This is a genomic window from Frigoribacterium sp. CFBP 8766 (genome assembly GCF_014841435.1).
In the GTDB taxonomy this organism is placed as follows: domain Bacteria; phylum Actinomycetota; class Actinomycetes; order Actinomycetales; family Microbacteriaceae; genus Frigoribacterium.
In genome coordinates, this window is the sequence record NZ_JACYTX010000001.1 from 1,000,167 (window position 1) to 1,021,021 (window position 20,855).

Genomic DNA, 20,855 nt, shown 5'->3' on the forward strand with positions numbered 1-20,855 from the left:
GTCCCCTGATCCAGGAGCAACCACTTGACGTCACCTGCATCGTCGCGACCCGTACGACGCTCGCCCCGATTGCCCGTCCTGGTGACGGTGGCGGTCCTCGCCGCCCTGGTCATCGCCTTCTTCATCTTCTCGTCGCTGCTGACGGACTACCTCTGGTACGACCAGCTGGGCTTCGCCAACGTGCTGACGACCCAGTGGCTGGCCGGGGCGGCGATGTTCTTCGTCGGCTTCGTGGCCATGGCCGTGCCGGTGTGGGTGAGCATCGAGGTCGCGTTCCGGTTCCGGCCGGTCTACGCCAAGCTCAACTCGCAGCTCGACCGCTACCAGCAGGTCATCGAGCCGCTGCGCCGTGTCGTCGTCATCGGCGTCCCCGTGGTCCTCGGTCTGTTCGCCGGCATCGCCACGTCCACCAACTGGCAGACGACCCTCCAGTGGCTCAACCGGACGCCCTTCGGCCAGACCGATCCGCAGTTCGGCCTCGACGTGGGCTTCTACGTGTTCGAGCTGCCCTTCTACCAAGGCGTCGTCGGCTTCGCGTCGGCGGTCGTGCTGATCAGCGGCATCGCCGCGGTCGCCACGAGCTACCTGTACGGAGCGCTCCGCTTCTCGGGCCGCGACGTCCGCATCTCGCGGGTCGCGCGGATCCAGCTGGCCGTGACCGCCGCCGTCTACCTGCTGCTCCAGGGCGTCAGCCTGTGGCTCGACCAGTACGCCACGCTCTCCGACGGCACCAACAAGCTCATCACGGGTGCCACCTACACCGACGTCGCGGCCGGCATCCCCGGCAAGCAGATCCTCGCGCTCGCCGCGGCGGTCGTCGCCGTGCTGTTCGTCGTGACCGCGATCATCGGCCGCTGGCGCCTGTCGGTCATCGGCACCGCCGCGTTGATCATCATCAGCATCATCGTCGGCGGCATCTACCCGTGGATCGTCCAGCGCTTCCAGGTCGAGCCCAGCGAGCGCACCGTCGAGTCGACGTACATCGACCGCAACATCCAGGCCACCCGGGACGCGTACGGCGTCTCCGACGTCGAGGAGCAGCCGTACGACGCCGTGTCCGACGCCGAGGCGGGCGCCCTGGCGGGCGACGCGGTCACGACCGCGAACATCCGCATCATCGACCCGGCCCTCGTGACCGACGCCTTCGCCCAGCTGCAGCAGTACCGTCAGTACTACAGCTTCCCCGAGCAGCTCTCCGTGGACCGCTACACGATCGACGGAGCGACGCAGGACACGGTGATCGCCGTGCGCGAGCTCAACACCGACCAGCTCGGCAGCTCGGCCACGCCCTACAACACGACGTTCGTCTACACCCACGGCTACGGCGTCGTCGCGGCCTACGGCAACCAGCGCTCGGCCGACGGCCAGCCCGTGTTCCTCGAGTCGGGCATCCCCGTCAACGGCGCGCTCGGCGACGCGGACGAGTACGAGCCGCGGATCTACTTCGGCCAGGAGTCGCCCGCCTACTCGATCGTCGGCGGCGAGGGCGGCGACGACATCGAGCTCGACTACCCCTCGGGCAGCAACGACAACGGCACGAACCAGACGACGACCTTCAGCGGCGACGGCGGGCCCAAGCTCGACAGCGCCTTCAAGAAGCTCATCTACGCCATCAAGTTCCAGTCCGAGCAGGTCTTCCTGTCCGACGCCGTCAACGACGGCTCGCAGATCCTCTACGACCGTGACCCGGCGCAGCGGGTGCAGAAGGTGGCTCCGTACCTGACCATCGACAGCGCGCCCTACCCGGCTGTGGTCGACGGCAAGGTCAAGTGGATCGTCGACGCCTACACGACGACGCGCGAGTACCCGTACTCGAAGCCGCAGGCCCTGTCCGACGCGATCGCCGACACCTACACCGAGCGTCCCGTCTACGCGTCGAACGAGATCAACTACATCCGCAACTCGGTCAAGGCGACGGTCGACGCCTACGACGGGTCGGTCGACCTCTTCGCCTGGGACACCGAGGACCCGATCCTCAAGACCTGGGAGAAGATCTTCCCGTCGACGGTCAGCCCGCTCAGCGACATGAGCGTCGAGCTCATGCAGCACGTCCGCTACCCGCAGGACATGTTCAAGGTGCAGCGCGCCATCCTCGGCACGTACCACGTCACCGACGCGGACTCGTTCTACTCGAGCGACGACGCGTGGGTCACGCCCAACGAGCCGACGAGCAACGCGGCCAGCCCGCCGTTGCAGCCGCCGTACTACCTGACGCTCCAGCTTCCCGACCAGGACCCGGCCTTCTCCATCTACTCGACGTACATCCCGCAGCAGTCGGGAGAGAACGCGAGGAACGTGCTGACCGGCTACCTGGCGGCCAACGCGGACGCCGGTTCGACACCGGGGGAGATCTCGGAGAACTACGGGAAGCTCTCGCTGCTGACCCTGCCCAAGACCGACACGGTGCCCGGCCCCGGACAGGTGCAGAACAACTTCAACACCGACACGGCGGTCGCGAACCAGCTGGCGCTCCTCACCCGGGGCGACACGAGCGTCGTGCGGGGCAACCTGCTCACGCTCCCCGTCGGCGGCGGCCTGCTCTACGTGCAGCCGATCTACGTGAAGTCGAACTCCGAGACGTCGTACCCCGTGCTGCAGAAGGTGCTGGTCTCGTTCGGCGAGAAGATCGCCTTCGAGGACACCCTGAACGGCGCGCTCGACTCGCTGTTCGGCGGCAACTCCGGGGCGGTGGCCGGAGACGACGCCGTGCCCGAGACGGACGACGGCACGTCGACGGACACCGGCGGCGACACGGGCACCGACTCGGGGACGACCGACCCGGGCACGGCGACGCCCGCTCCGGACGCGGGCACCGCCACGGGCAACTCGGCGCTGAACGCGGCCCTGGCCGACGCTCAGTCCGCGCTGGACGACCGTGCGGCGGCGTACGCGTCGAACGACCTGGTGGCGGCGGCGGAGGCCGACCAGCGCCTCCAGACCGCCCTCGAGGACGCGGTGGCCGCCAGCGGCCAGTGACGTCACGACCTGACGGCGACGGCCGCCTCTCGACTCGTCGAGGGGCGGCCGTCGCCGTCTCCGCAGGCGCTCTGCGGGTGACCAGGCTCGCCCGACAGCACCTCGCGCGGCCTCGATTTGTGGAGCGTCAGTTGCCGTGATAAGTTTCTTCTCGTGCCGCGGGGTGGAGCAGTTCGGTAGCTCGCTGGGCTCATAACCCAGAGGTCGTAGGTTCAAATCCTGCCCCCGCAACCAACGCCGCACCACGACAGAAGCCCTGATCAGTCGATCAGGGCTTCTGTCGTTCCCGGTGTCCGACCCTCCCGTGCCTGGCGCCCGGTGTGCCAGCATGTCCCTGTGCCAGGCCTCGCCGTCGTCGTCGCGCCCGACTCCTTCAAGGGGACCGCGGGCGCCGCCGCCGTGGCCGCCTCCGTCGCCGAGGGCTGGCGCTCCGTGCGGCCGGGCGACCACGTGACCGAGCTGCCCCTGGCCGACGGCGGGGAGGGCACCCTCGACGCCCTCGAGTCCGTGCTCCCGACCTGCACACGTCACGAGGTCGTCGTGCCCGGCCCCGACGGTCGGGCCGTCACCGCGTCCTGGCTGATGCTCCCCGACGGCACGGCCGTGGCGGAGCTCGCGTCGTCGAGCGGCCTCGGGCTGATGTCGGCACCCGCGCCCCACGACGCCCACACGCGCGGCCTCGGCCGGGTGCTCGCCGACGCGCTCGACGCAGGTGCACAGCGCCTCGTCGTCGGGCTGGGCGGCAGCGCGTCGACCGACGGGGGCGCCGGGCTCCTCACGGAGCTCGGCGCGCGCCTCCTCGACTCCCTGGGCGAGCCCGTGGTCGACGGGTCGCACGGGCTGGCCGCGGCCGTGCGGGTCGACCTGTCCGGTCTCCGGCCCCTGCCCGCGGGCGGTGTCGAGATCTGGTCCGACGTGACGGCGCCGTTGCTGGGACCGCGCGGCGCTGCTGCTGTGTTCGGTCCACAGAAGGGCGCCACTGCCGACGACGTCCTCGCCCTCGAGCGCGCGCTCGAGGGCTTCGCCGTGCTGGTCGACGCCGATCCGTCGAGGCCGGGCGCCGGGGCCGCGGGCGGGACGGGCTTCGGGCTCCTCGTCTGGGGCGCGACCGTCGTCTCCGGCGCGGAGGCCGTCGCGGAGGCCGTGGGGCTCGACCGCCTGGTCGCCGAGGCCGACCTCGTCGTCACCGGGGAGGGGCGGTTCGACGAGCAGACGGCAGGAGGCAAGCTCGTCTCATGGGTCGCCTCCTCGGCTCGTGCCCTCGACGTGCCGGTCGCCCTGGTGGCCGGCCAGGTGGCAGCGGACCCGGCCGGGTTCGTGGACGTCGTCGACACGTCCGTCCTGGCCGGGGGAGCCGCCGCCTCGCGGGCGGAGCCGCAGCGGTGGCTCGCGAAGGCCGGCGCCGTGCTGGCCGAGCGCACCACGGCACGCAGCGACACGGCCGGCGCGGGCGACGCGGCCGGTGCGGCCGGCAAGACCCCGTGAGCCGAGGAGGCGCCCCGCTCGTGCCTCAGACGCGCAGGGCCGCCAGCTGACGAGCCGCCTGCTCGAGCACCTCCGTGCGCTTGCAGAACGCGAACCGGATGCGCGACGCGTGCTCGACCGCCGCCTCCTCGTGGCAGAAGGCGCTGACGGGGACGCCGACGACGCCGGCGAGCTCGGGCAGTCGCCGGCAGAGGTCGGCGGCGTCCGGGAAGCCGAGCGGGGCGGCGTCGGCGACGACGAAGTAGCCGCCGCGGGACGGCGCGACCGAGAAGCCGGCGGCGGCGAGGCCGTCAGCCAGCACGTCCCTCTTGCGCTGCAGGCCGGCGGCGAGCCCCGCGAACCACTCGTCGGGCATGCCCAGCCCCACGGCGATCGCGGGCTGGAAGACCGAGCCGTTCACGAACGTCAGGTACTGCTTGACCGTCATCACCTTCGACACGAGGTGCTCGGGGCCGGTGAGCCAGCCGATCTTCCAGCCCGTCGTGCTGAAGGTCTTCCCGCCGCTGGAGATGCTCAGCGTGCGCTCCGCGGCGCCCGGCAGGGTCGAGAGCGGCACGTGTGCGGCACCGTCGAAGAGCAGGTGCTCGTACACCTCGTCCGTGACGAGGACGGCGTCGTGGCGGCGCGCCAGGTCGACGACGAGCTGCCTCGTCGCCGCGTCGAGCACCGTGCCCGTCGGGTTGTGCGGGTCGTTCACGATCACGAGGGCCGTGCGGTCGGAGAACGCCGCGCGAAGCTCGGCGTGGTCCACCGCGAACTCGGCCCCGCGCATCGGGACGGTGCGGTGCACCCCGCCGGCGAGGCCGATCACGGCTCCGTAGGCGTCGTAGAACGGCTCGAGGGTGACGACCTCGTCACCGTCGTCGACGAGGGCGAGGACCGTCGCGGCCAGGGCCTCGGTGGCGCCGGCCGTGACGAGCACCTCGCGTCCCGGGTCGAGCTCGATGCCGTAGAAACGCCGCTGGTGCTCGGCGACGGCCTCGAGCAGCTCGGGCCTGCCGCGACCGGGCGGGTACTGGTTCAGGCCGGCTTCGAGGGCGGCGTGGGCGGCGTCGAGCACGACCCGGGGCCCGTCCTCGTCGGGGAACCCCTGGCCGAGGTTGATCGCCCCGGTGCGGGCCGCCAGCGCGGACATCTCGGCGAAGACGGTGGGCGCGGCGCGGCCGGCACCGTCGAGCAGCATGGCGCCGCGCGCGGCGCGTTCCCAGGGGGCAGGTGCAGTCATGGTGCTGTCACGGTACCCGCACGACCGGTCACCTCTGCGGGGGCAGGCCGACCCTCACCGGCGGACGCATAAGCTGACCGCAGCCCGCTCCCAGGCGGGTCTTATGCGCTGCACAGCTTGCGCGACCAGGCTGTCAGGGCTTGGAAGGAGCACACCCTCATGAACGAGACCCCCCGAGGCGCGGACGACCACGTCGGTCCCGACCACGACCACGACGCCGACGCGACGAACGAGGCGCCGACGACCGGGGGCCCCGCCGAGGAGGCGCGGGCCGACCGACCGGACTCCGCAGGCCTTCCCGAGACGGCCGCCACCGCTCCGCGCGGGCAGGAGCCCCCGGTGACGTTCGGCGCACCGCCCCTGCCGGGCAGCACGCCGGGATCCCTCGCCGACGAGGCGGCCGCGCGCGCCGGCTCGGCCAACGGGCGCCCTGCCGCGCCCCAGCAGCCTGGGTCCTCCCAGCAGCCGGCGTCGTACCAGCAGCCCGCGTCCCACCAGCAGCAGCCGGCCTCGTACCAGCAGCCCGCGTCCTACCAGCAGCCCGCCTCGTACCAGCAGCCCGCCTCGTACCAGCAGCCCGCAGCCCACCAGCAGCCTGCGTCGTACCAGCAGCACGCGGCCCACCAGCAGCCTGCGTCGTACCAGCAGCCTGGTTCCTACCAGCAGCCCTCGTCGTACCAGCAGGCGCCGCAGGGGTCGCAGTACGCGCAGGCGTCGTCGCCGCAGACGGACGCCTTCGGGCGGCCCGCCGCGGGCGGAGCTCCTCAGGGTGCCGCCTCCTGGGCGCCTCCCCCCTCGACGACGACGAAGCGCCGCGGCGGCAAGGGCGTCCTCGCGGCCGCCCTCGCCGTCGGCCTGATCGCGGGCGGCGCGCTCGGCGGGGTCGTGGGAGGAGTGGTCGCCGACGGACGCGGCGGCACGACCGCCTCGAGCGGCCCGTCCCGTGAGCTCACGGTCAACGACTACGACGACGCCACGGCCATCACGGCCGTCGCGGCCAAGGCCACGCCGTCCGTCGTCACCATCAACGTCGCGAGCGGATCGTCGGGCGGCACGGGGTCGGGCGTCATCGTCTCCGACGACGGCTACATCGTCACCAACACGCACGTCGTCACCCTCGACGGCGCGAGCGCCTCCGGCACGGTGACCGTCACCCTCAGCGACGGCAACATCCTGCCCGCCGAGGTCGTGGGCCTCGACCCCACGGTCGACCTCGCCGTCCTCAAGGTCGACGCCACGGGCCTCAAGCCCATCACGTTCGCCGACTCGTCCAAGCTCAACGTGGGCGACACCGCCGTGGCCATCGGGGCGCCCCTGGGGCTCTCGAACACCGTGACCGACGGCATCGTGTCGACCCTGAACCGCAGCATCACCGTCCAGTCCTCGGCCGCGCCGAGCGACGGCAGCGACCAGGGCGACCAGGGCGACAACAACGGCCAGGGCCCGTTCTCGTTCAACAACGGCGACGGGAGCACCCAGAACCAGGCGAGCAGCGTGATCTCGCTGCCGGTCATCCAGACGGACGCGTCGATCAACCCCGGCAACTCGGGCGGCGCGCTGCTCGACGCCAAGGGAGACCTGATCGGCCTGAACGTGGCGATCGCCAGCTCCGGCTCGTCCTCGGGCAGCATCGGCGTGGGCTTCTCCATCCCCTCCGCCCTCGTGCAGCGGGTCTCGAAGGAGATCATCGCGAACGGGAGCGCCACCCACGGCCTCCTCGGCGCGAGCGTCGACGACGCGGCCACGGCGCAGGGCGCCGACCGGGTCGGAGCGCTCATCGTCGAGATCAGCCAGGGAGGCGCGGCCCAGGAGGCCGGCCTGCGTGCCGGCGACGTGGTCACCGAGTTCAACGGCATCGCGGTCACGAGCCGCACCGACCTGACCGCCCAGGTCCGGTTCCTCGCCGGGGGCGCCACGGCCGAGCTGACGTACGTGCGGGACGGCGCGGAGGCGACCGCCCAGGTGACCCTGGACACGCTCACGAGCTGACCTCGGGGACGACACGGCTCCTCCTCAGGGCGGACCGGGGCACCTGCTGCCCCGGCCCGCCCTGCGGCCTTGGTAGGCTCGGCAGGATCTCCGCGGGGCTCCGGTCTCGTCCGTCAGCGCGTCAGCGCCGCATCCCGAGGCACCTCCATGACCTTCCCCGACAGCCCGGCGCCCGGCGTGTCCTACGTCATGCCCGTGCTCAACGAGGAGCGAGAGATCCGTGCCGCGGTCGAGAGCCTCGTCGACCAGGACTACGAGGGGCCGTTCGAGGTCCTCCTGGCCCTCGGCCCGAGCGTCGACGGCACCAACGAGGTCGTCGCGGCGATGTCGGCCGCCGATCCCCGCATCCGCACCCTGCCGAACCCGGTCGGCTCCACGCCGGCGGGCCTGAACGTGGCCATCCGCGCCAGCGTGCACCCGATCACGGTGCGGGTCGACGCGCACTCGGTGCTCCCGCGGGACTACACGCGGCTGGCCGTCGACGCGCTGCGCCGCAGCGGCGCCGACAACGTGGGCGGCATCATGCTGGCGGAGGGGCGCACGCCCTTCGAGAAGGCCGTGGCCCGCGCGTACGGCAGCCGGGTCGGGCTCGGCGGCACCCCCCACCACGTCGGAGGTGCGGAGGGGCCGACCGAGACGGCCTACCTGGGCGTGTTCCTGCGCCACCGCCTCCTCGAGGTCGGACTGTTCGACGAGGGCGTCAAGCGCGGCCAGGACTGGGAGCTCAACCGCCGCCTCCGCGCCACCGGGGGCATCGTCTGGTTCACGCCCGAGCTCGTGGTGACGTACCGTCCGCGACCCAGCCTCCGCAAGCTCGCCCGGCAGTTCGTCGCCACGGGGCTGTGGCGGGGCGAGCTCGCGCGGCGGTTCCCCAAGGCCAACACGCTCCGCTACCTCGTGCCGCCCGCGATGGTGGTGGGCGTCGCCCTGGGCGTGCTGGCCGGCCTGGTGGGCCTCGTCGGCGCGCTGACGGGGACGGCGGCGGCCTGGGCGCTGCTCGGGCTCGTCGTGCCGGGTCTCTACGTCGCGTTCGTGGTGCTGGCCGCCGTCCTCGTGGCCCGGGGCGACGGTCTCCGCACGCGGCTGTGGTTTCTCGTAGTCTTGCCTTCCATCCACTTCGGCTGGGGGCTCGGCTTCGTGGCGGGGTTCCTCGACCTGACGGGGAACATCACCGCGCACACGGGAAGATAGCCTCACGCCATGACCGCGCTGCCCTCGCGTCCCACGTCCATCGCCGAGCTGCGACGGGTGGCCCAGCCGCCCGAGGTCCGCAGCCGTGCCAACGCCGAGCACTGGACGGCCTCGCTCTACCTGCGCGACGTCTCGCCCTACCTCACGTGGTGGCTGCTCAAGACGAGCGTCACCGCGAACGGCGTCACCGGGCTCATGATCCTCACGGGCTGGGCCACCGCCGCGGCGCTGCTCGTGCCCGGCATCGGCGGCGCGATGCTCGCCCTCGTCCTCGGCCAGCTGCAGATGCTGGTCGACTGCTGCGACGGCGAGGTCGCCCGGTGGCGGGGGACGAGCTCACCGGCCGGGGTGTTCCTCGACAAGGTCGGGCACTACTCGACCGAGGCCCTCATCCCCGTGGCGCTCGGGGTCCGGGCGGCCGGCTGGCCGTTCGACGTGCCCGCCGACTGGCTCTGGACGACGCTCGGCACGGCGCTCGCGCTCGTCATCGTCCTCAACAAGGCCCTCAACGACATGGTGCACGTGGCCCGGGCCAACGCCGGCCTGACCCGCCTCGAGGACAAGCGCGGCGGCGCGACCGTCCCCAGCGGGCGCCTCCTGTCGCGGCTCCGCTCCGCCGCCCGCTTCGTCCCGTTCCACCGGCTCTACCACTCCGTCGAGCTGACGATGCTCGCCTTCGTCGCCGCCCTCGTGGGGCTGGTCGTCGGCGAGCCCCTCGCGGACCGCGTGCTCGTGTCGCTGCTGCTGCCGTTGTCCGTGGTCGCCCTCGTGGGCCACTTCGTGGCCATCATGGCGTCGAAGAGGGTCCGCTCCTGAGCGGCGAGGCGGCTGGGTCGACACCTCGGGTCGGGGTCGTCAGCCTGACCCAGGGCCGCCGGCCCGCCGACCTGCGCCGCGGCCTCGAGAGCGTCCTCGCGCAGGTCGGCGTCGAGGTCGACGTCGTGTGCGTCGGGAACGGCGGGGGCCCCGGCCCCGTGCCCGAGGGCGTGTCGGTCCTGACGCTCCCCGAGAACGTCGGCATCCCCGCGGGTCGCAACCGCGGCGCCGAGCGCGTGTCGGGCGAGTGGGTGTTCTTCCTCGACGACGACGCGAGCATCCCCTCCCCGACGTTCCTCGCCGACGCGATCGAGCTGATGCGGCACGAGGGCGACGTGGGGCTCGTCCAGCCCCGGGTCGTCGACGCCTCCGGGGCCACCTCGCCCCGCCGCTGGATCCCGCGGCTGCGCAAGGGCGACCCTGCGGTGTCGAGCGACGTCTTCTCGGTCTGGGAGGGCGCCACGGTGATGCCTCGCCGGGTCTTCGACGCCTGCGGGGGCTGGGGCGAGCCCTACTTCTACGCCCACGAGGGCATCGAGCTCGCGTGGCGAGTCTGGGCGCAGGGCCTCCGGGTCCGCTACGAGGGCGGACTCGTGGCGCACCACCCCGCGATCGACCCTGCGCGCCACGCCGAGTACCACCGGCTCAACGCCCGCAACCGGGTGTGGCTCGCCAAGCGGAACCTGCCGTGGCCGCTCGTCCCCGTGTACGTCGGCAGCTGGACGGCGGTGCAGGTGCTGCGCTGGGCCTCGACGCCGGCCCGCCTCGGGGCCTGGTTCGGCGGCTGGGCCGAGGGCTGGCGCACGTCTCCCGGTGGCCGTCGGTCCATCGGTTGGGTAACGGTCCTGCGCATGTCCAGGTCCGGCCGACCGCCGGTGATCTAGCCTGGGACACCCCGGTGCGCGACGGTCGTCGGGGACATCAGCACCACAGGAGGACCCTCCGTGCCCTTGAAACGGGATCTCTCGCTCGCCAGGGGACTGGCCTCGCGTGCCTGGAAGTCGCGGCGTCAGCGCCGGCAGCTCGAGCGTCTCGGCGACGACCGCCGGCGCCCGGCGCCCGGGACGGTCCGCGTCGCCGTCTACTTCGCGGACACGGCGGTCAACATGTACCAGATCAGGCAGTGGTACGGGCCGCTGGCCCATCTCGCCGAGACCGTCCCCGTCGCCATCGTCGCGCGCTCGCCCGGCGCCATGCTCGCCCTCCTGGAGGAGTCGCCCGTCCCCGTCGTCTACGCCCGTCAGGTCGTCGACCTCGAGGACTTCGTCGGGTCGCAGCCCCTGGCCATGACCCTGTACGTGAACCAGAATGCCAAGAACTTCCAGATGATGCGCTACGGGCGCATGTGGCACGTCTTCGTCAACCACGGCGAGAGCGACAAGATGTACATGACCACGAACCAGTTCAAGGCGTACGACTACGCCTTCATCGCGGGCGACGCCGCCCGGGCACGGCTCGAGGCCGCCCTCTGGGACTACGACCTCGACCGTCGTGCCGTGCCCATCGGCCGGCCCCAGGCCGACCACGCTGCGGGGACGCCCCCGTTCGAGCCGGACGACCGCATCGTCGTGCTCTACGCCCCGACCTGGGAGGGCGATCGCCCGGCGGCCACCTACGGGTCCATCGCGACGCACGGCGTCCGTCTGGCCGAGGCGCTGCTGGCGTCGGGGCGCCACCGGCTCGTCTACCGCCCGCACCCTCGCAGCGGGGTGGTCGACCGTGACTACCGGCGCGCGCACGAGGCCGTCGTGGCGGCGATCGAGGCCGCGAACGCGGCGGCGCCCGGAGCAGGCCACATCTACGACACCAGTCCGCAGCTCGGCTGGCAGCTCACGACGGCGGACGTCGCGATCACCGACGTCTCGGCGATGATCTACGACCGCCTCGCGACGGGCAGGCCCCTCCTCGTGACGAGGCCGGCGTCCGCCGAGGCCGACGTCGACGAACGAGGCTACCTCGGGGCCGCCGAGTGGCTCGAGGCCGCGGAGGCCGGCGACGTCGTCGACGTGGTGGACCGCGTCCGTGACGACCCGGAGGCTCGTCGACGCCTCGAGCACTGGGTCCGCCGGTACTTCGGCGACACGACTCCCGGCGCCGCCACGAGGCGGTTCGAGGAGGCGGTGCTGCGGCTCGTCGAGCGGAGGGACGACTTCGCCCGGCGCGCCGATGCGACGGACATCGACGCATCGGACACCGAGTCCTCGGGCGGCGAGACCGCCTCCTAGGCTCGGTCCTCGGCCGAGGGCGGAGGCATGCAGCGCTCGTGGCCGTGGCATCCAGGCGTCTGGAATCTGGCACCGCATCGCTGAGGGGCGTATCCATGAGGCATGCCCGATCCCTCGTCTCCCGCCGCCCTGCTCTTCGGTGAACGTGTCCGCGGCGAGCGTCAGCGCCTCGGGCTCAGCCAGGACGAGGTCGCCCACCTCGCGGGGATGAACGTGTCGAACTACGGCAAGATCGAGCGCGGCGTCGGCAACCCCGTCCTCCACACGATCGTGCGACTCGCGGCGGTGCTCGGCGTCGACCCGGCCGTGCTGGTCGGCGGCATGTCGGGCGACCACCTGCCGCCCGTGCTCGAGGCGTTCTCGGCTGCCGACTACGTGGCGGAGCGTCGCGCCCGCGCCGTCAGAAGCTGAACCGCCAGAGGTACTCCTCCCGGGACGGCCGGAACCACCGCACGACGGCGATCGAGCTCGCCACGAGCTCGGGGCCGATGACGCTCAGGGCCAGGGACTGCCCGGGGGCCAGGGTGCCGGTGCTCACGGGCACCAGGAGGCCGGAGCCGAGCAGGGTGACCCTCAGGGACGACACGGTCTCGCTGCCGTCGTTGACGAGGCGGAGGATCCGCGGCCCACGCGAGCGGTCGAGGCGGAAGGGGACGCTGTAGGCGGTGGGAGCTGTCACGGTCATGCCGTGACGGTAGGTCGGACCCCCGACCCTTCCCGCTCCGCCCTGTGGACTGCGCCCTGTCGGGGGAGGAACGACCTCCCGCCGCACGACGAGGTCGCGGCGGACCGTCGGGCCGGCAGGTGCGTCAGGCCCCGAGCTCGACCGGGAAGGAGGCGGGAGCCGGTCCGAACGCGTCCCTCGCGCTCGCGACGACCTTGCGCCCCAGCAGGTGGTTTCCGGTGCCGCCGACGACCGCGCCGATCCCGAACGGGACGGCCCTGCCGAGGACCGTGGCGGTCTGCGACGCGGCGAAGCGCCGGACGAAGTGCTTGCGGACGGTGTCGGTCAGCCCGCTGATGGCCGTCTTGGGGAGCTTCTGCGTGACCAGCTCGCCCCAGAACGCGCTGCGGGCAGGGGCCGTGCCCAGCGCCTCCCCGGCGAACTGCCGGACGAGGGTGGCGCCGGGGGCGCCCATCATCATCGTCATGACGAGTGCCCGGGCGCGTTCCGGGTCGGTGACGGCGATGCCGTGCACCTCGGTGACGGACTGGGCGAACAGGGTGCTCGCCTCGAGGAACCCCGCGGTCTCCACCCCGGAGAGGGCGAGGGAGATGCCCCAGCCGACGCCGGGGATGACCGCGCTCGCCCCGACGGCCGCCCCGCCGGACGTGACGGCCGTCAGGTACTCGCGCTCGAGGATGCGGATGAGCTTGGCCGGGTCGGCCTTGCGGTGGCGGCGCCGCAGGGCCGCGACGTGCTTGACGACCACGGGCCGCTGGACGGCGAGGAGGCGGTCGAGACGGCGCAGCCACGCCGAGTCGACGACCTGGCCGTCCTGCGACGCGGCCCGGTACGGCTCGGGAGACCCGGTGGCGGGATCGATGCGGACGATGTCGTCCTCGGCGGGACGGGGCGAGACGTGGCGATCGGGCATCACCGGATGCTACGCCGCGGGCCGGGGAGGATGATCGGAGGAGTAGCGGGCCAGGGCCTCGTCGAGCGGGCCGTCGAACACCAGCTCGCCCTTGTCGAGGTAGAGGCCCCGGGCGCAGAAGCGCTTGAGGTCGCGCTCGTTGTGCGACACGAGGAACAGCGTGCGGCCGTCGGCCAGCATCTGCTCGATCCGCCCGTAGCACTTCTCGCGGAACGCCTTGTCGCCCACCGCGAGGACCTCGTCGACGAGGATGACGGGCTCCTCGAGCCGGGAGATGACGGCGAACGCGATCCGGACCTTCATGCCGCTCGAGAGGTGCTTGTAGGGGGTGTCGACGAACGCGGCGATCTCGGCGAAGTCGATGATCTCGTCGAAGCGCTCGTCGATCTCGTCCCGGCGCATGCCGTGCAGGCCCGCTGTCAGGTACACGTTCTCGCGCACGGTGAGGTCGGCGACGAAGCCGCCGGTGATCTCGATGAGGGGGGCGACGCCTCCCGAGACCGAGACGGACCCCGTGTCGGGGAGGATGACCTCGGCCACGAGCTTGAGCAGCGTCGACTTGCCCTGCCCGTTGCGGCCCACGACCCCGATCGCCTCGCCCGCACGGACGTCGAACGAGACGTCGCGCAGGGCCCAGAACTCGCCGGGGCGGGACCGCCGGCTCGAGTCGGAGAAGAGGTCCTTGAAGGAGCGGCGTCCGCGGCGGTTGCGGCGGAACCGGATGCCGACGCCCTCGACGCGGATCACGGGCTGGTCGCCGGTGGGGGGAGTCATCAGATCTCCTTCAGCACGGCGCGCTCGCTGGCCCGGAACACCGCGAGGCCGACGGCGAGGAGGAGCAGGCACATGCCGCCTCCGACGAGGACCTCGAGCAGGTCGAGCTGCTCGGGGAAGAACGCGGACCGGTAGAGGCCGAAGATCCCGCTCAGCGGGTTGAAGGCCGCGAGGACGTGCAGGCTCTCGGGCAGGTCGCGGGTGCCGTAGATGATCGGGGACGCGTAGAAGAGGAACCGGAGGGCGAGCTTGGTCGCGCGCTCGAGGTCGCGGAAGAACACGACCAGGGGGGCGACGATCAGCCCCACTCCGGCGACGAGCACGGTCTGCATGACCATGGCGAGGGGCAGGAACACCACCTGCCAGTGCAGCTCGGCTCGGCCGAGGACCGCGAACAGGGCGAGCACCGGCAGGCTCAGGGCGAACTCGATCCCCTTCGAGCCGACCAGGCGGAACACCCAGATCGTCCGGGGGATCTTCGTCGACCGCACCAGCTTCGCCTCGCGGATGAAGGCCCGGGTGCTGTCGGAGACCGCTCCGTTGAACCACATCCACGGGAGGAGCCCGCTCAGCAGGAAGACGATGTACGGGTCTTCGCCGACCGATCGCTGGAAGACCACCTGGAAGACGAAGAAGTAGATCCCCGCCATCACCAGCGGATCGAGGATCGACCAGACGTAGCCGAGCGCGGACGTCGAGTACCGGACCTTGAGGTCGCGGCTGGTCAGCAGCCACAGCGTCTGGCGGTAGCGGGCGGCCCCGGTGCGCCGGGGACGATCGGCCAGGGCTGTGCTCACGGGTGTCCTCGGTCTCGGGGGACATCCCGGCCGACGGGGCGGGCCCCGGTCACACGAAGAGGTTCGCGCGCTCCAGGTCCTCGGCGAAGTCGACCTCGACGGCGTAGAGGTCGGAGATGTCCACGGGCTCAAAGAGTAGCCCGTTCTGCTCGATGGCCAGTTCGATGCCGCGCTCGAAGTAGTCCTGCGCGTCGACCTTGGCGAGCTGGCGCATGAGCACGGCCTTGTCGGCCTTGGCGACGAAGTTGATGCCGACCGCCTCGCCGAGGCCGCCCACGACCTGCTTCGACAGCTGCGCGATGTAGCCCTCGGCGGTGGTCGTGTACTTGACCTCTTCGTCGGAGACCTTCGAGGTGTTGACGGCGACGAACGACTGCTCGTCGCGGACCTGACGCGCGGCACGGCGCAGCGCCTCGGGGTCGAACACGACGTCGCCGTTCATCCAGAGGACGCCGCCCGACGTGCTGGCACGCAGCGCGCGCAGCAGGCTCTTCGAGGTGTTCGTCTGGTCGTACTGCTCGTTGTAGACGAAGGAGGCGGTGGGGAACGCCTCGACGATGTGCTCGAACTTGTAGCCGACGACGACGGTGATGCGGGCGTCGGGCCCGAACGCCGATCGGATGTTGTCGAACTGCTGCTGCATGATGGTGCGGCCGTCGCTCAGCTCGGTGAGCGCCTTGGGCAGCGAACGACCGAGGCGGCTGCCGAGGCCGGCGGCCAGGATCACGATCTGGGGGGCGGTGCTGTCTGTCTTGCTCACGTCTGTCTCCTCGTGGGGCTGACTGTCTGCCTGTCGTTCCGTGCCGGCCGGTGGTGAGGGCCGTCACGGTGCGCCGCCTGGACCTCGGATCGGAGATCCGTGGGGCGGGCCCCGGGTCTGGACAGGTGTCGGTCGTGCTTCTGGGTCGTGCCCCGGGAGGTGCGGTCGGGCGCCGTCTGTGGCGCCCCTCCGTCTGGTGTTCGGGCGGCGTTCACCCTCGGGACTCGATGCGGACACGTCGTCGTGCTCGCCCAGACTACCGCGAGCGGTCGCTCAGCGGCAGGTGCTGGTCGAGGTCGTGTCCCTTTCGTGATCGTCCTCAGGGCGGGCGTGCCGGGCTCGCTCGCTTGGTACGGTGGTGCGATGGCTTCCGCGCGCGACGACCAGGAGGGTGCCCTGCACCCCGACGAGGCGACGCGCAGCGGCGGGGACGTGCTTCACCGGGGGGATCAGATGGACGACGAGGCGACGCCGACGGACGCACCGGAGGGGGTGGCGACGGTCGACGAGCCCGGCCAGGGCGCGACGGGCCAGCGAGAGCAGCCGGGACGCGAGCGGACCCCCTCCCGAGGAGGCGCGTCTCCCGCCCCGAGGGGCCCTCGGACCACGTCGGCCGGCCGCAAGCCCGCCTCGACCCGGACTGCTGCCGACCGGTCGGCAGCCGCCAAGAAGGCTGCCGCGACGCGGGCCGCGAACGCACGCGCCCGAGCCGCGGCCGCGGCTGCCGCGGCGGCCGAGGAAGCTGCCGCCGCCGAGGTCGCCGCCCAGGAGGCGGCCGTCGCCGAGGAGGCCGTGGCCGAGCTCGACGTCGTGCCCCCCGCCGAGGAGCAGGCCGTGGTCGAGTCCGACGACGACGACGAGAGCGTGCCGGGCGACGCCGTCGCCCTGCCGGCTGACGCCGATGGCCCGCCCGACGACGCGGAGCCCGTCCAGGACGACGACGACGTCGTCGCACTGGCGACCGCGCCCGACGAGCTGGCGGTCGAGACGGACGACGAGTCCGCGTCGGTCGACGCGGGCACGGACGACGACGAGCTGCCGGCCGTGGTCACGGACGACGCGACGGGCCCCCACGTGGCGACCGCGCCTCCTGCCGACGACGGGGAGCGCCCCGTGGTCCTCTCGATCAAGGGGATCGCGAAGAGGTACGGCAGCACGGTCGCCGTCGAGGGCGTCGACCTCGAGGTCCGGGCCGGCTCGTTCTACGGCATCGTCGGCCCCAACGGCGCGGGCAAGACGACCACCCTGTCGATCGTCACCGGGCTCCTGCGACCCGACGCGGGCACCGTCTCGGTGCTCGGCTCCGACGTGTGGGACGACCCTGCGGCCGCCAAGCGCGCCCTCGGGGTGCTGCCCGACCGCCTCCGGCTCTTCGACCGCCTCACGGGCGCCCAGCTCCTCTACTACTCCGCGACCCTCCGGGGCCTCGACGGGGCCACGGCCCGCAAGCGCTCGGCGGACCTGGCGGCCGCCTTCGGGCTGCAGGACGCGCTCGGCCGTCTCGTCGCCGACTACTCGGTCGGCATGACGAAGAAGATCGCCCTCGCGGCGGCCGTCATCCACTCGCCCCGCGTGCTCGTGCTGGACGAGCCGTTCGAGTCGGTCGACCCGGTGTCGGCGGCCACGGTGACGGACGTGCTCCAGCGCTACGTCGCCGGCGGCGGCACGGTGCTGCTGTCGAGCCACAGCATGGACCTCGTCGAGCGCATCTGCGACAGCGTCGCGGTGATCGTCGACGGCCACGTCCTCGCGAGCGGGACGGTCGACGAGGTCAGGGCCGGCCGTTCGCTCGAGCAGACGTTCGTCGAGCTGGCCGGCGGCCGAGCCGTCACGGAGGGCATGGAATGGTTGCAGAGCTTCTCCGACTGAGGCTCCAGACGATCGCGAACACCGTCCGGCACGAGCCGCGCCGGCTGCTCGTCACGGTCGTGTCGGTCCTCCTCGTCCTCGGCGCCTCCTTCGCCGTGTCCGCCCTCGCGGGCTCGCTGCGCGACGATCCGCTCAGCGACGTCCGCGCGCTCGTCGTCGGTGCCGGGGCGCTCGTCGTCGTCGCCTACAGCGTGCTGCCGTTCGCGCGGGTCCGTCCGCCGTGGAGCGACCCCCGCCGCCTGGCCGTCCTGGGCGTGCCCGAGGGGTCGGCCGCGGTCGGCCTGGCCCTCGGCGGTGCCGTCGGCCTGCCCGTGCTCGCCCTCGTCGCCGTCGCTCCCGGCTACGTGCGCTCGTGGGGCGAGGGGCAGGGCATCGCGTCGCTCGCCGTCCTGGCCGTCGTCCTCGCCGGCGCCACGGCCTACCTCGCGTCCCTGGTGGCGGCGACGATCAACAGCGTCGTCCTCACCACCCGCCGGGCTCGCCAGTTCCTCGTCGCGGGGGGCGTGGTGGTCGCGGTGCTGCTCGTGCCTCTCGTCATCGACCTGGTCCGTGCCACCCTCCCCGGCGGCAGGACGAGCGGGGTCGTCGCCGACGTGCTCGCCTGGACCCCGTTCGGCGCCGCCCTCGCCCTCCCGGGGCACGCGGCCGTCGGCGAGACGGGTCGGGTCGTCGCGGACCTCGTGGTCGCAGTCGTCACCCTCGTCGGCCTCTGGCTCGCGTGGCGGGCGCTCGTGGCCCGCGCGTTCGTCGACCAGCCCGAGCCGGACGTCGCGGACGACGCGGCCGGCCTCGGCTGGTTCGAGTTCGTCCGGGCGAGCCCGACCGGTGCCGTCGCGGGCCGGAGCCTGACCTACTGGATGAGGGACGCGCGCTACCGCATGTCCCTCGTCATCATCCCGATCCTGCCGCTGCTCGTCGTCCCGCTCGGCATCGCGGGGATCAGCTGGCACTGGCTCGCGCTCGTGCCGGTGCCGCTCATGTGCCTCATCCTCGGGTTCCTGCCGCACAACGACGTCGCGTACGACAGCACCGCCCTGTGGCTGCACGTCGCGGCCGGCACGGGGGGCCTCGCGGACCGCGTGGGCCGCCTCGCGCCTCCTCTGCTCATCGGGGTGCCGCTCGTCGTGCTCGGCTCGCTCGTCGCCACGTGGCTCTTCGGCGACCGGGGCGCCCTGCTGCCCGAGATCGGGGTGTCCGCCGGGTTGCTGCTGAGCGGCCTGGGGCTGTCGAGCGTCGTCTCGGCCGCGATGCCCTACGCGGCGGTGCGTCCGCACGACGACCCGTTCCAGCAGCCCCAGGCACACGGCAGCGCCTCGGTGACGGCCCAGGTCACGATGATCGGAGGGGCTGTCCTCGCGACGTCCCCGTCGCTCTGGTTCGCCGGCCGCTACCTGCTGCAGGGGCAGCAGGACGCCGACATGTGGTCGTTCGTCACGGGGCTCGCCGCGGGCGTCGTCGTGCTCGTCGTCGGCGTCGCGATCGGCTCGCGCACGTTCACCCGTCGTGCGCCCGAGCTGCTCGCCTTCACCCTGCGCAGCTGACGTACGATGGTCGCCATGAGCGACACACAGACCGGCGGCGGACTCGACGTCCTTGATCGCGAGCTCGAGAAGCTCCTCACCGAGGACGCCGTCGACCCCGGCGACCACGAGCGCTTCTCGCACTACGTGAAGAAGGACAAGATCATGGAGTCCGCGCTGAGCGGCAAGCCCGTCAAGGCGCTCTGCGGCAAGAAGTGGACGCCGGGGCGCGACCCCGAGAAGTTCCCCGTGTGCCCGACCTGCAAAGAAGTCTACGAGAAGATGAAGTCCGAGTAGGTCCCGTCCGTCACCCGGCAGGCGCCGCTCACTCGTAGACCGTCGGCAGCACGGGGTCGCCCCGGCCGAGCCGGAACGCGCTCGGCGGCAGCTCGTCGACGGCGGCCTGACGGTGGTCCCGCGCACGCTGCACGCCCTGCGGCCCGGTCCAGCGGTCGTCGACGACGCCGTCGGTGACGAGCGACACGAGCAGCGGTCGCTCCTCGCCCTCGCCCGGGCCCCCCTCGCCGATGCGCACGAGCTCGGTCGTCGCGACGCCGTCGACGAGCACGCGCACCGGTGCCTTGCGGCCGCCGATGGTCGCCTTGTCGGCGGACTTCTTCGCCACCGACACCCACTCGCCGTCGGCGCCCTGACGGGCGACCAGCTTGAAGACCATCCCGGCCGCCGGGTGGCCCGAGCCCGACACGACGGACGTGCCGACGCCGTAGCTGTCGACCGGCGCCGCGCGCAGCGCCGCGATCGTGTACTCGTCGAGGTCGTTCGTCACGGTGATCTTCGTGCCCGTGGCGCCGAGGCCGTCGAGCTGCGCGCGCACCTGCGACACCAGCGCAGGGAGGTCGCCGCTGTCGATGCGGACGGCGCCGAGGCCCGTGCCGGCGACCTCGACGGCCGTGCGCACCGCCTCCGGGATGTCGTAGGTGTCGACGAGCAGCGTCGTGCCGGGCCCGAGGCTCGCGACCTGCGCCTCGAACGCCTCGCGCTCTGTGTCGTGCAGGAGGGTGAAGGCGTGCGCGGCGGTGCCCATCGTCGGGACGCCCCAGGTGCGCCCGGCCTCCAGGTTGCTCGTGGCGACGAAGCCCGCGACGTAGGCGGCCCGTGCCGCCGCCACGGCGCTGCGCTCGCCGGTGCGCCGCGAGCCCATCTCGGCGAGCGGCCGGCCGTCGGCCGCCGAGACCATCCGTGCCGCGGCGCTCGCGACGGCGGAGTCGTAGTTGAAGACGCTGAGGGCGAGCGTCTCGAGCAGCACGCCCTCGGCGAAGGTCGACTCGACGACGAGGAGGGGCGAGCCCGGCAGGTACACCTCGCCCTCGGCGTAGCCGCGGATGTCGCCCGAGAAGCGGTAGTCGGCGAGCCAGTCGACGGTGCGGTCGTCGACGATGCGGCCGTCCCGCAGCCAGGCGAGCTCGGCGTCGCCGAACCGGAACTGCGTCAGCTCGGCGAGGAAGCGCCCGGTGCCGGCCACGAGGCCGTAGCGGCGACCCTGGGGGAGGCGGCGGGCGAAGAGCTCGAACACGCATCGTCGGTCGGCGGTGCCGGCCTTGAGGGCCGCCTCCACCATCGTGAACTCGTAGCGGTCGGTCAGCAGGGCACTGGTCACCCCTCCACCCTA

The 20,855-nt window shown here is 72.5% G+C and carries 18 protein-coding genes and 1 tRNA gene; 12 read left to right on the forward strand and 7 right to left on the reverse strand.

Annotation, left to right across the window (positions count from 1 at the left end; all coding sequences use genetic code 11):
- The first annotated feature begins 69 nt into the window (after positions 1–69).
- The 3 genes from IFT90_RS04725 (at position 70) to IFT90_RS04735 (ending at position 4,461) form a co-directional block, all read left to right on the forward strand.
- On the forward strand, positions 70–2,976 hold the full coding sequence (locus tag IFT90_RS04725; RefSeq protein WP_371741000.1) for a UPF0182 family protein: 2,907 nt from the start codon (positions 70–72) through the stop codon (positions 2,974–2,976).
- A 157-nt stretch (positions 2,977–3,133) separates the two neighbouring features.
- Positions 3,134–3,210 (forward strand) — tRNA-Met (locus IFT90_RS04730).
- 102 nt (positions 3,211–3,312) lie between these two features.
- Positions 3,313–4,461: a glycerate kinase gene (locus IFT90_RS04735; RefSeq protein WP_192041168.1), complete on the forward strand. Its 1,149-nt coding sequence runs from the start codon at positions 3,313–3,315 to the stop codon at positions 4,459–4,461.
- Between the two features lie 25 nt (positions 4,462–4,486).
- Here IFT90_RS04735 and IFT90_RS04740 read toward each other — a convergent pair whose 3' ends face one another.
- The gene (locus IFT90_RS04740) at positions 4,487–5,686 is read right to left on the reverse strand and encodes an aminotransferase class I/II-fold pyridoxal phosphate-dependent enzyme (RefSeq protein WP_192041169.1); all 1,200 of its coding nucleotides are present in this window, start codon (positions 5,684–5,686) and stop codon (positions 4,487–4,489) included.
- 159 nt (positions 5,687–5,845) lie between these two features.
- Here IFT90_RS04740 and IFT90_RS04745 point away from each other — a divergent pair, with 159 nt between their 5' ends.
- From IFT90_RS04745 to IFT90_RS04770, 6 genes are all read left to right on the forward strand, one after another.
- Positions 5,846–7,675 (forward strand): S1C family serine protease, encoded by a 1,830-nt coding sequence (locus IFT90_RS04745; protein WP_192041170.1) that lies wholly within the window; start codon positions 5,846–5,848, stop codon positions 7,673–7,675.
- A 147-nt stretch (positions 7,676–7,822) separates the two neighbouring features.
- Positions 7,823–8,866, forward strand: a complete 1,044-nt coding sequence (locus IFT90_RS04750) for a glycosyltransferase family 2 protein (RefSeq protein WP_192041171.1) — start codon at positions 7,823–7,825, stop codon at positions 8,864–8,866.
- Between the two features lie 9 nt (positions 8,867–8,875).
- Positions 8,876–9,682 carry a CDP-alcohol phosphatidyltransferase family protein gene (locus IFT90_RS04755; RefSeq protein WP_192041172.1) on the forward strand — a complete coding sequence of 269 codons (807 nt, stop codon included), beginning with the start codon at positions 8,876–8,878 and terminating at the stop codon, positions 9,680–9,682.
- Positions 9,679–10,566, forward strand: a complete 888-nt coding sequence (locus IFT90_RS04760) for a glycosyltransferase family 2 protein (RefSeq protein ID WP_192041441.1) — start codon at positions 9,679–9,681, stop codon at positions 10,564–10,566. Before IFT90_RS04755 ends, IFT90_RS04760 begins: the two co-directional genes overlap by 4 nt.
- 60 nt (positions 10,567–10,626) lie before the next feature.
- Positions 10,627–11,907: a CDP-glycerol glycerophosphotransferase family protein gene (locus IFT90_RS04765; protein ID WP_371812100.1), complete on the forward strand. Its 1,281-nt coding sequence runs from the start codon at positions 10,627–10,629 to the stop codon at positions 11,905–11,907.
- Between the two features lie 102 nt (positions 11,908–12,009).
- Entirely contained in the window at positions 12,010–12,318 is a 309-nt protein-coding gene (locus tag IFT90_RS04770; protein WP_123548159.1) for a helix-turn-helix domain-containing protein, read from the forward strand.
- On the opposite strand, the gene IFT90_RS04775 is transcribed toward IFT90_RS04770, so the two are convergent.
- The 5 genes from IFT90_RS04775 to IFT90_RS04795 form a co-directional block, all read right to left on the reverse strand.
- Positions 12,308–12,592 carry a hypothetical protein gene (locus IFT90_RS04775; protein ID WP_192041173.1) on the reverse strand — a complete coding sequence of 95 codons (285 nt, stop codon included), beginning with the start codon at positions 12,590–12,592 and terminating at the stop codon, positions 12,308–12,310. The genes IFT90_RS04770 and IFT90_RS04775 overlap by 11 nt on opposite strands.
- Before the next feature lie 124 nt (positions 12,593–12,716).
- Complete coding sequence (locus tag IFT90_RS04780) at positions 12,717–13,505, reverse strand: hypothetical protein (RefSeq protein WP_244644737.1); 789 nt, start codon at positions 13,503–13,505, stop codon at positions 12,717–12,719.
- Positions 13,506–13,514: 9 nt separating this feature from the next.
- Entirely contained in the window at positions 13,515–14,279 is a 765-nt protein-coding gene (locus IFT90_RS04785) for an ABC transporter ATP-binding protein (RefSeq protein ID WP_192041174.1), read from the reverse strand.
- On the reverse strand, positions 14,279–15,076 hold the full coding sequence (locus tag IFT90_RS04790; protein ID WP_192041175.1) for an ABC transporter permease: 798 nt from the start codon (positions 15,074–15,076) through the stop codon (positions 14,279–14,281). The genes IFT90_RS04785 and IFT90_RS04790 overlap by 1 nt, the downstream gene beginning before the upstream one ends.
- A gap of 49 nt (positions 15,077–15,125) precedes the next feature.
- Positions 15,126–15,836 carry a phosphocholine cytidylyltransferase family protein gene (locus tag IFT90_RS04795; protein ID WP_314102750.1) on the reverse strand — a complete coding sequence of 237 codons (711 nt, stop codon included), beginning with the start codon at positions 15,834–15,836 and terminating at the stop codon, positions 15,126–15,128.
- A 363-nt stretch (positions 15,837–16,199) separates the two neighbouring features.
- On the opposite strand from IFT90_RS04795, the gene IFT90_RS04800 reads away from it, so the two are divergent.
- From IFT90_RS04800 to IFT90_RS04810, 3 genes are read left to right on the forward strand one after another with little or no spacing between them, the layout of a single operon-like run.
- The gene (locus tag IFT90_RS04800) at positions 16,200–17,705 is read left to right on the forward strand and encodes an ABC transporter ATP-binding protein (RefSeq protein WP_244638613.1); all 1,506 of its coding nucleotides are present in this window, start codon (positions 16,200–16,202) and stop codon (positions 17,703–17,705) included.
- Positions 17,681–19,246 carry an ABC transporter permease gene (locus IFT90_RS04805; RefSeq protein WP_192041176.1) on the forward strand — a complete coding sequence of 522 codons (1,566 nt, stop codon included), beginning with the start codon at positions 17,681–17,683 and terminating at the stop codon, positions 19,244–19,246. Before IFT90_RS04800 ends, IFT90_RS04805 begins: the two co-directional genes overlap by 25 nt.
- 15 nt (positions 19,247–19,261) lie before the next feature.
- Positions 19,262–19,522 carry a DUF3039 domain-containing protein gene (locus IFT90_RS04810; protein WP_123548164.1) on the forward strand — a complete coding sequence of 87 codons (261 nt, stop codon included), beginning with the start codon at positions 19,262–19,264 and terminating at the stop codon, positions 19,520–19,522.
- 28 nt (positions 19,523–19,550) lie between these two features.
- On the opposite strand, the gene IFT90_RS04815 is transcribed toward IFT90_RS04810, so the two are convergent.
- Positions 19,551–20,843, reverse strand: coding sequence for a nicotinate phosphoribosyltransferase (locus tag IFT90_RS04815; protein ID WP_192041177.1), 1,293 nt, complete (start codon positions 20,841–20,843; stop codon positions 19,551–19,553).
- Positions 20,844–20,855: the final 12 nt, after the last annotated feature.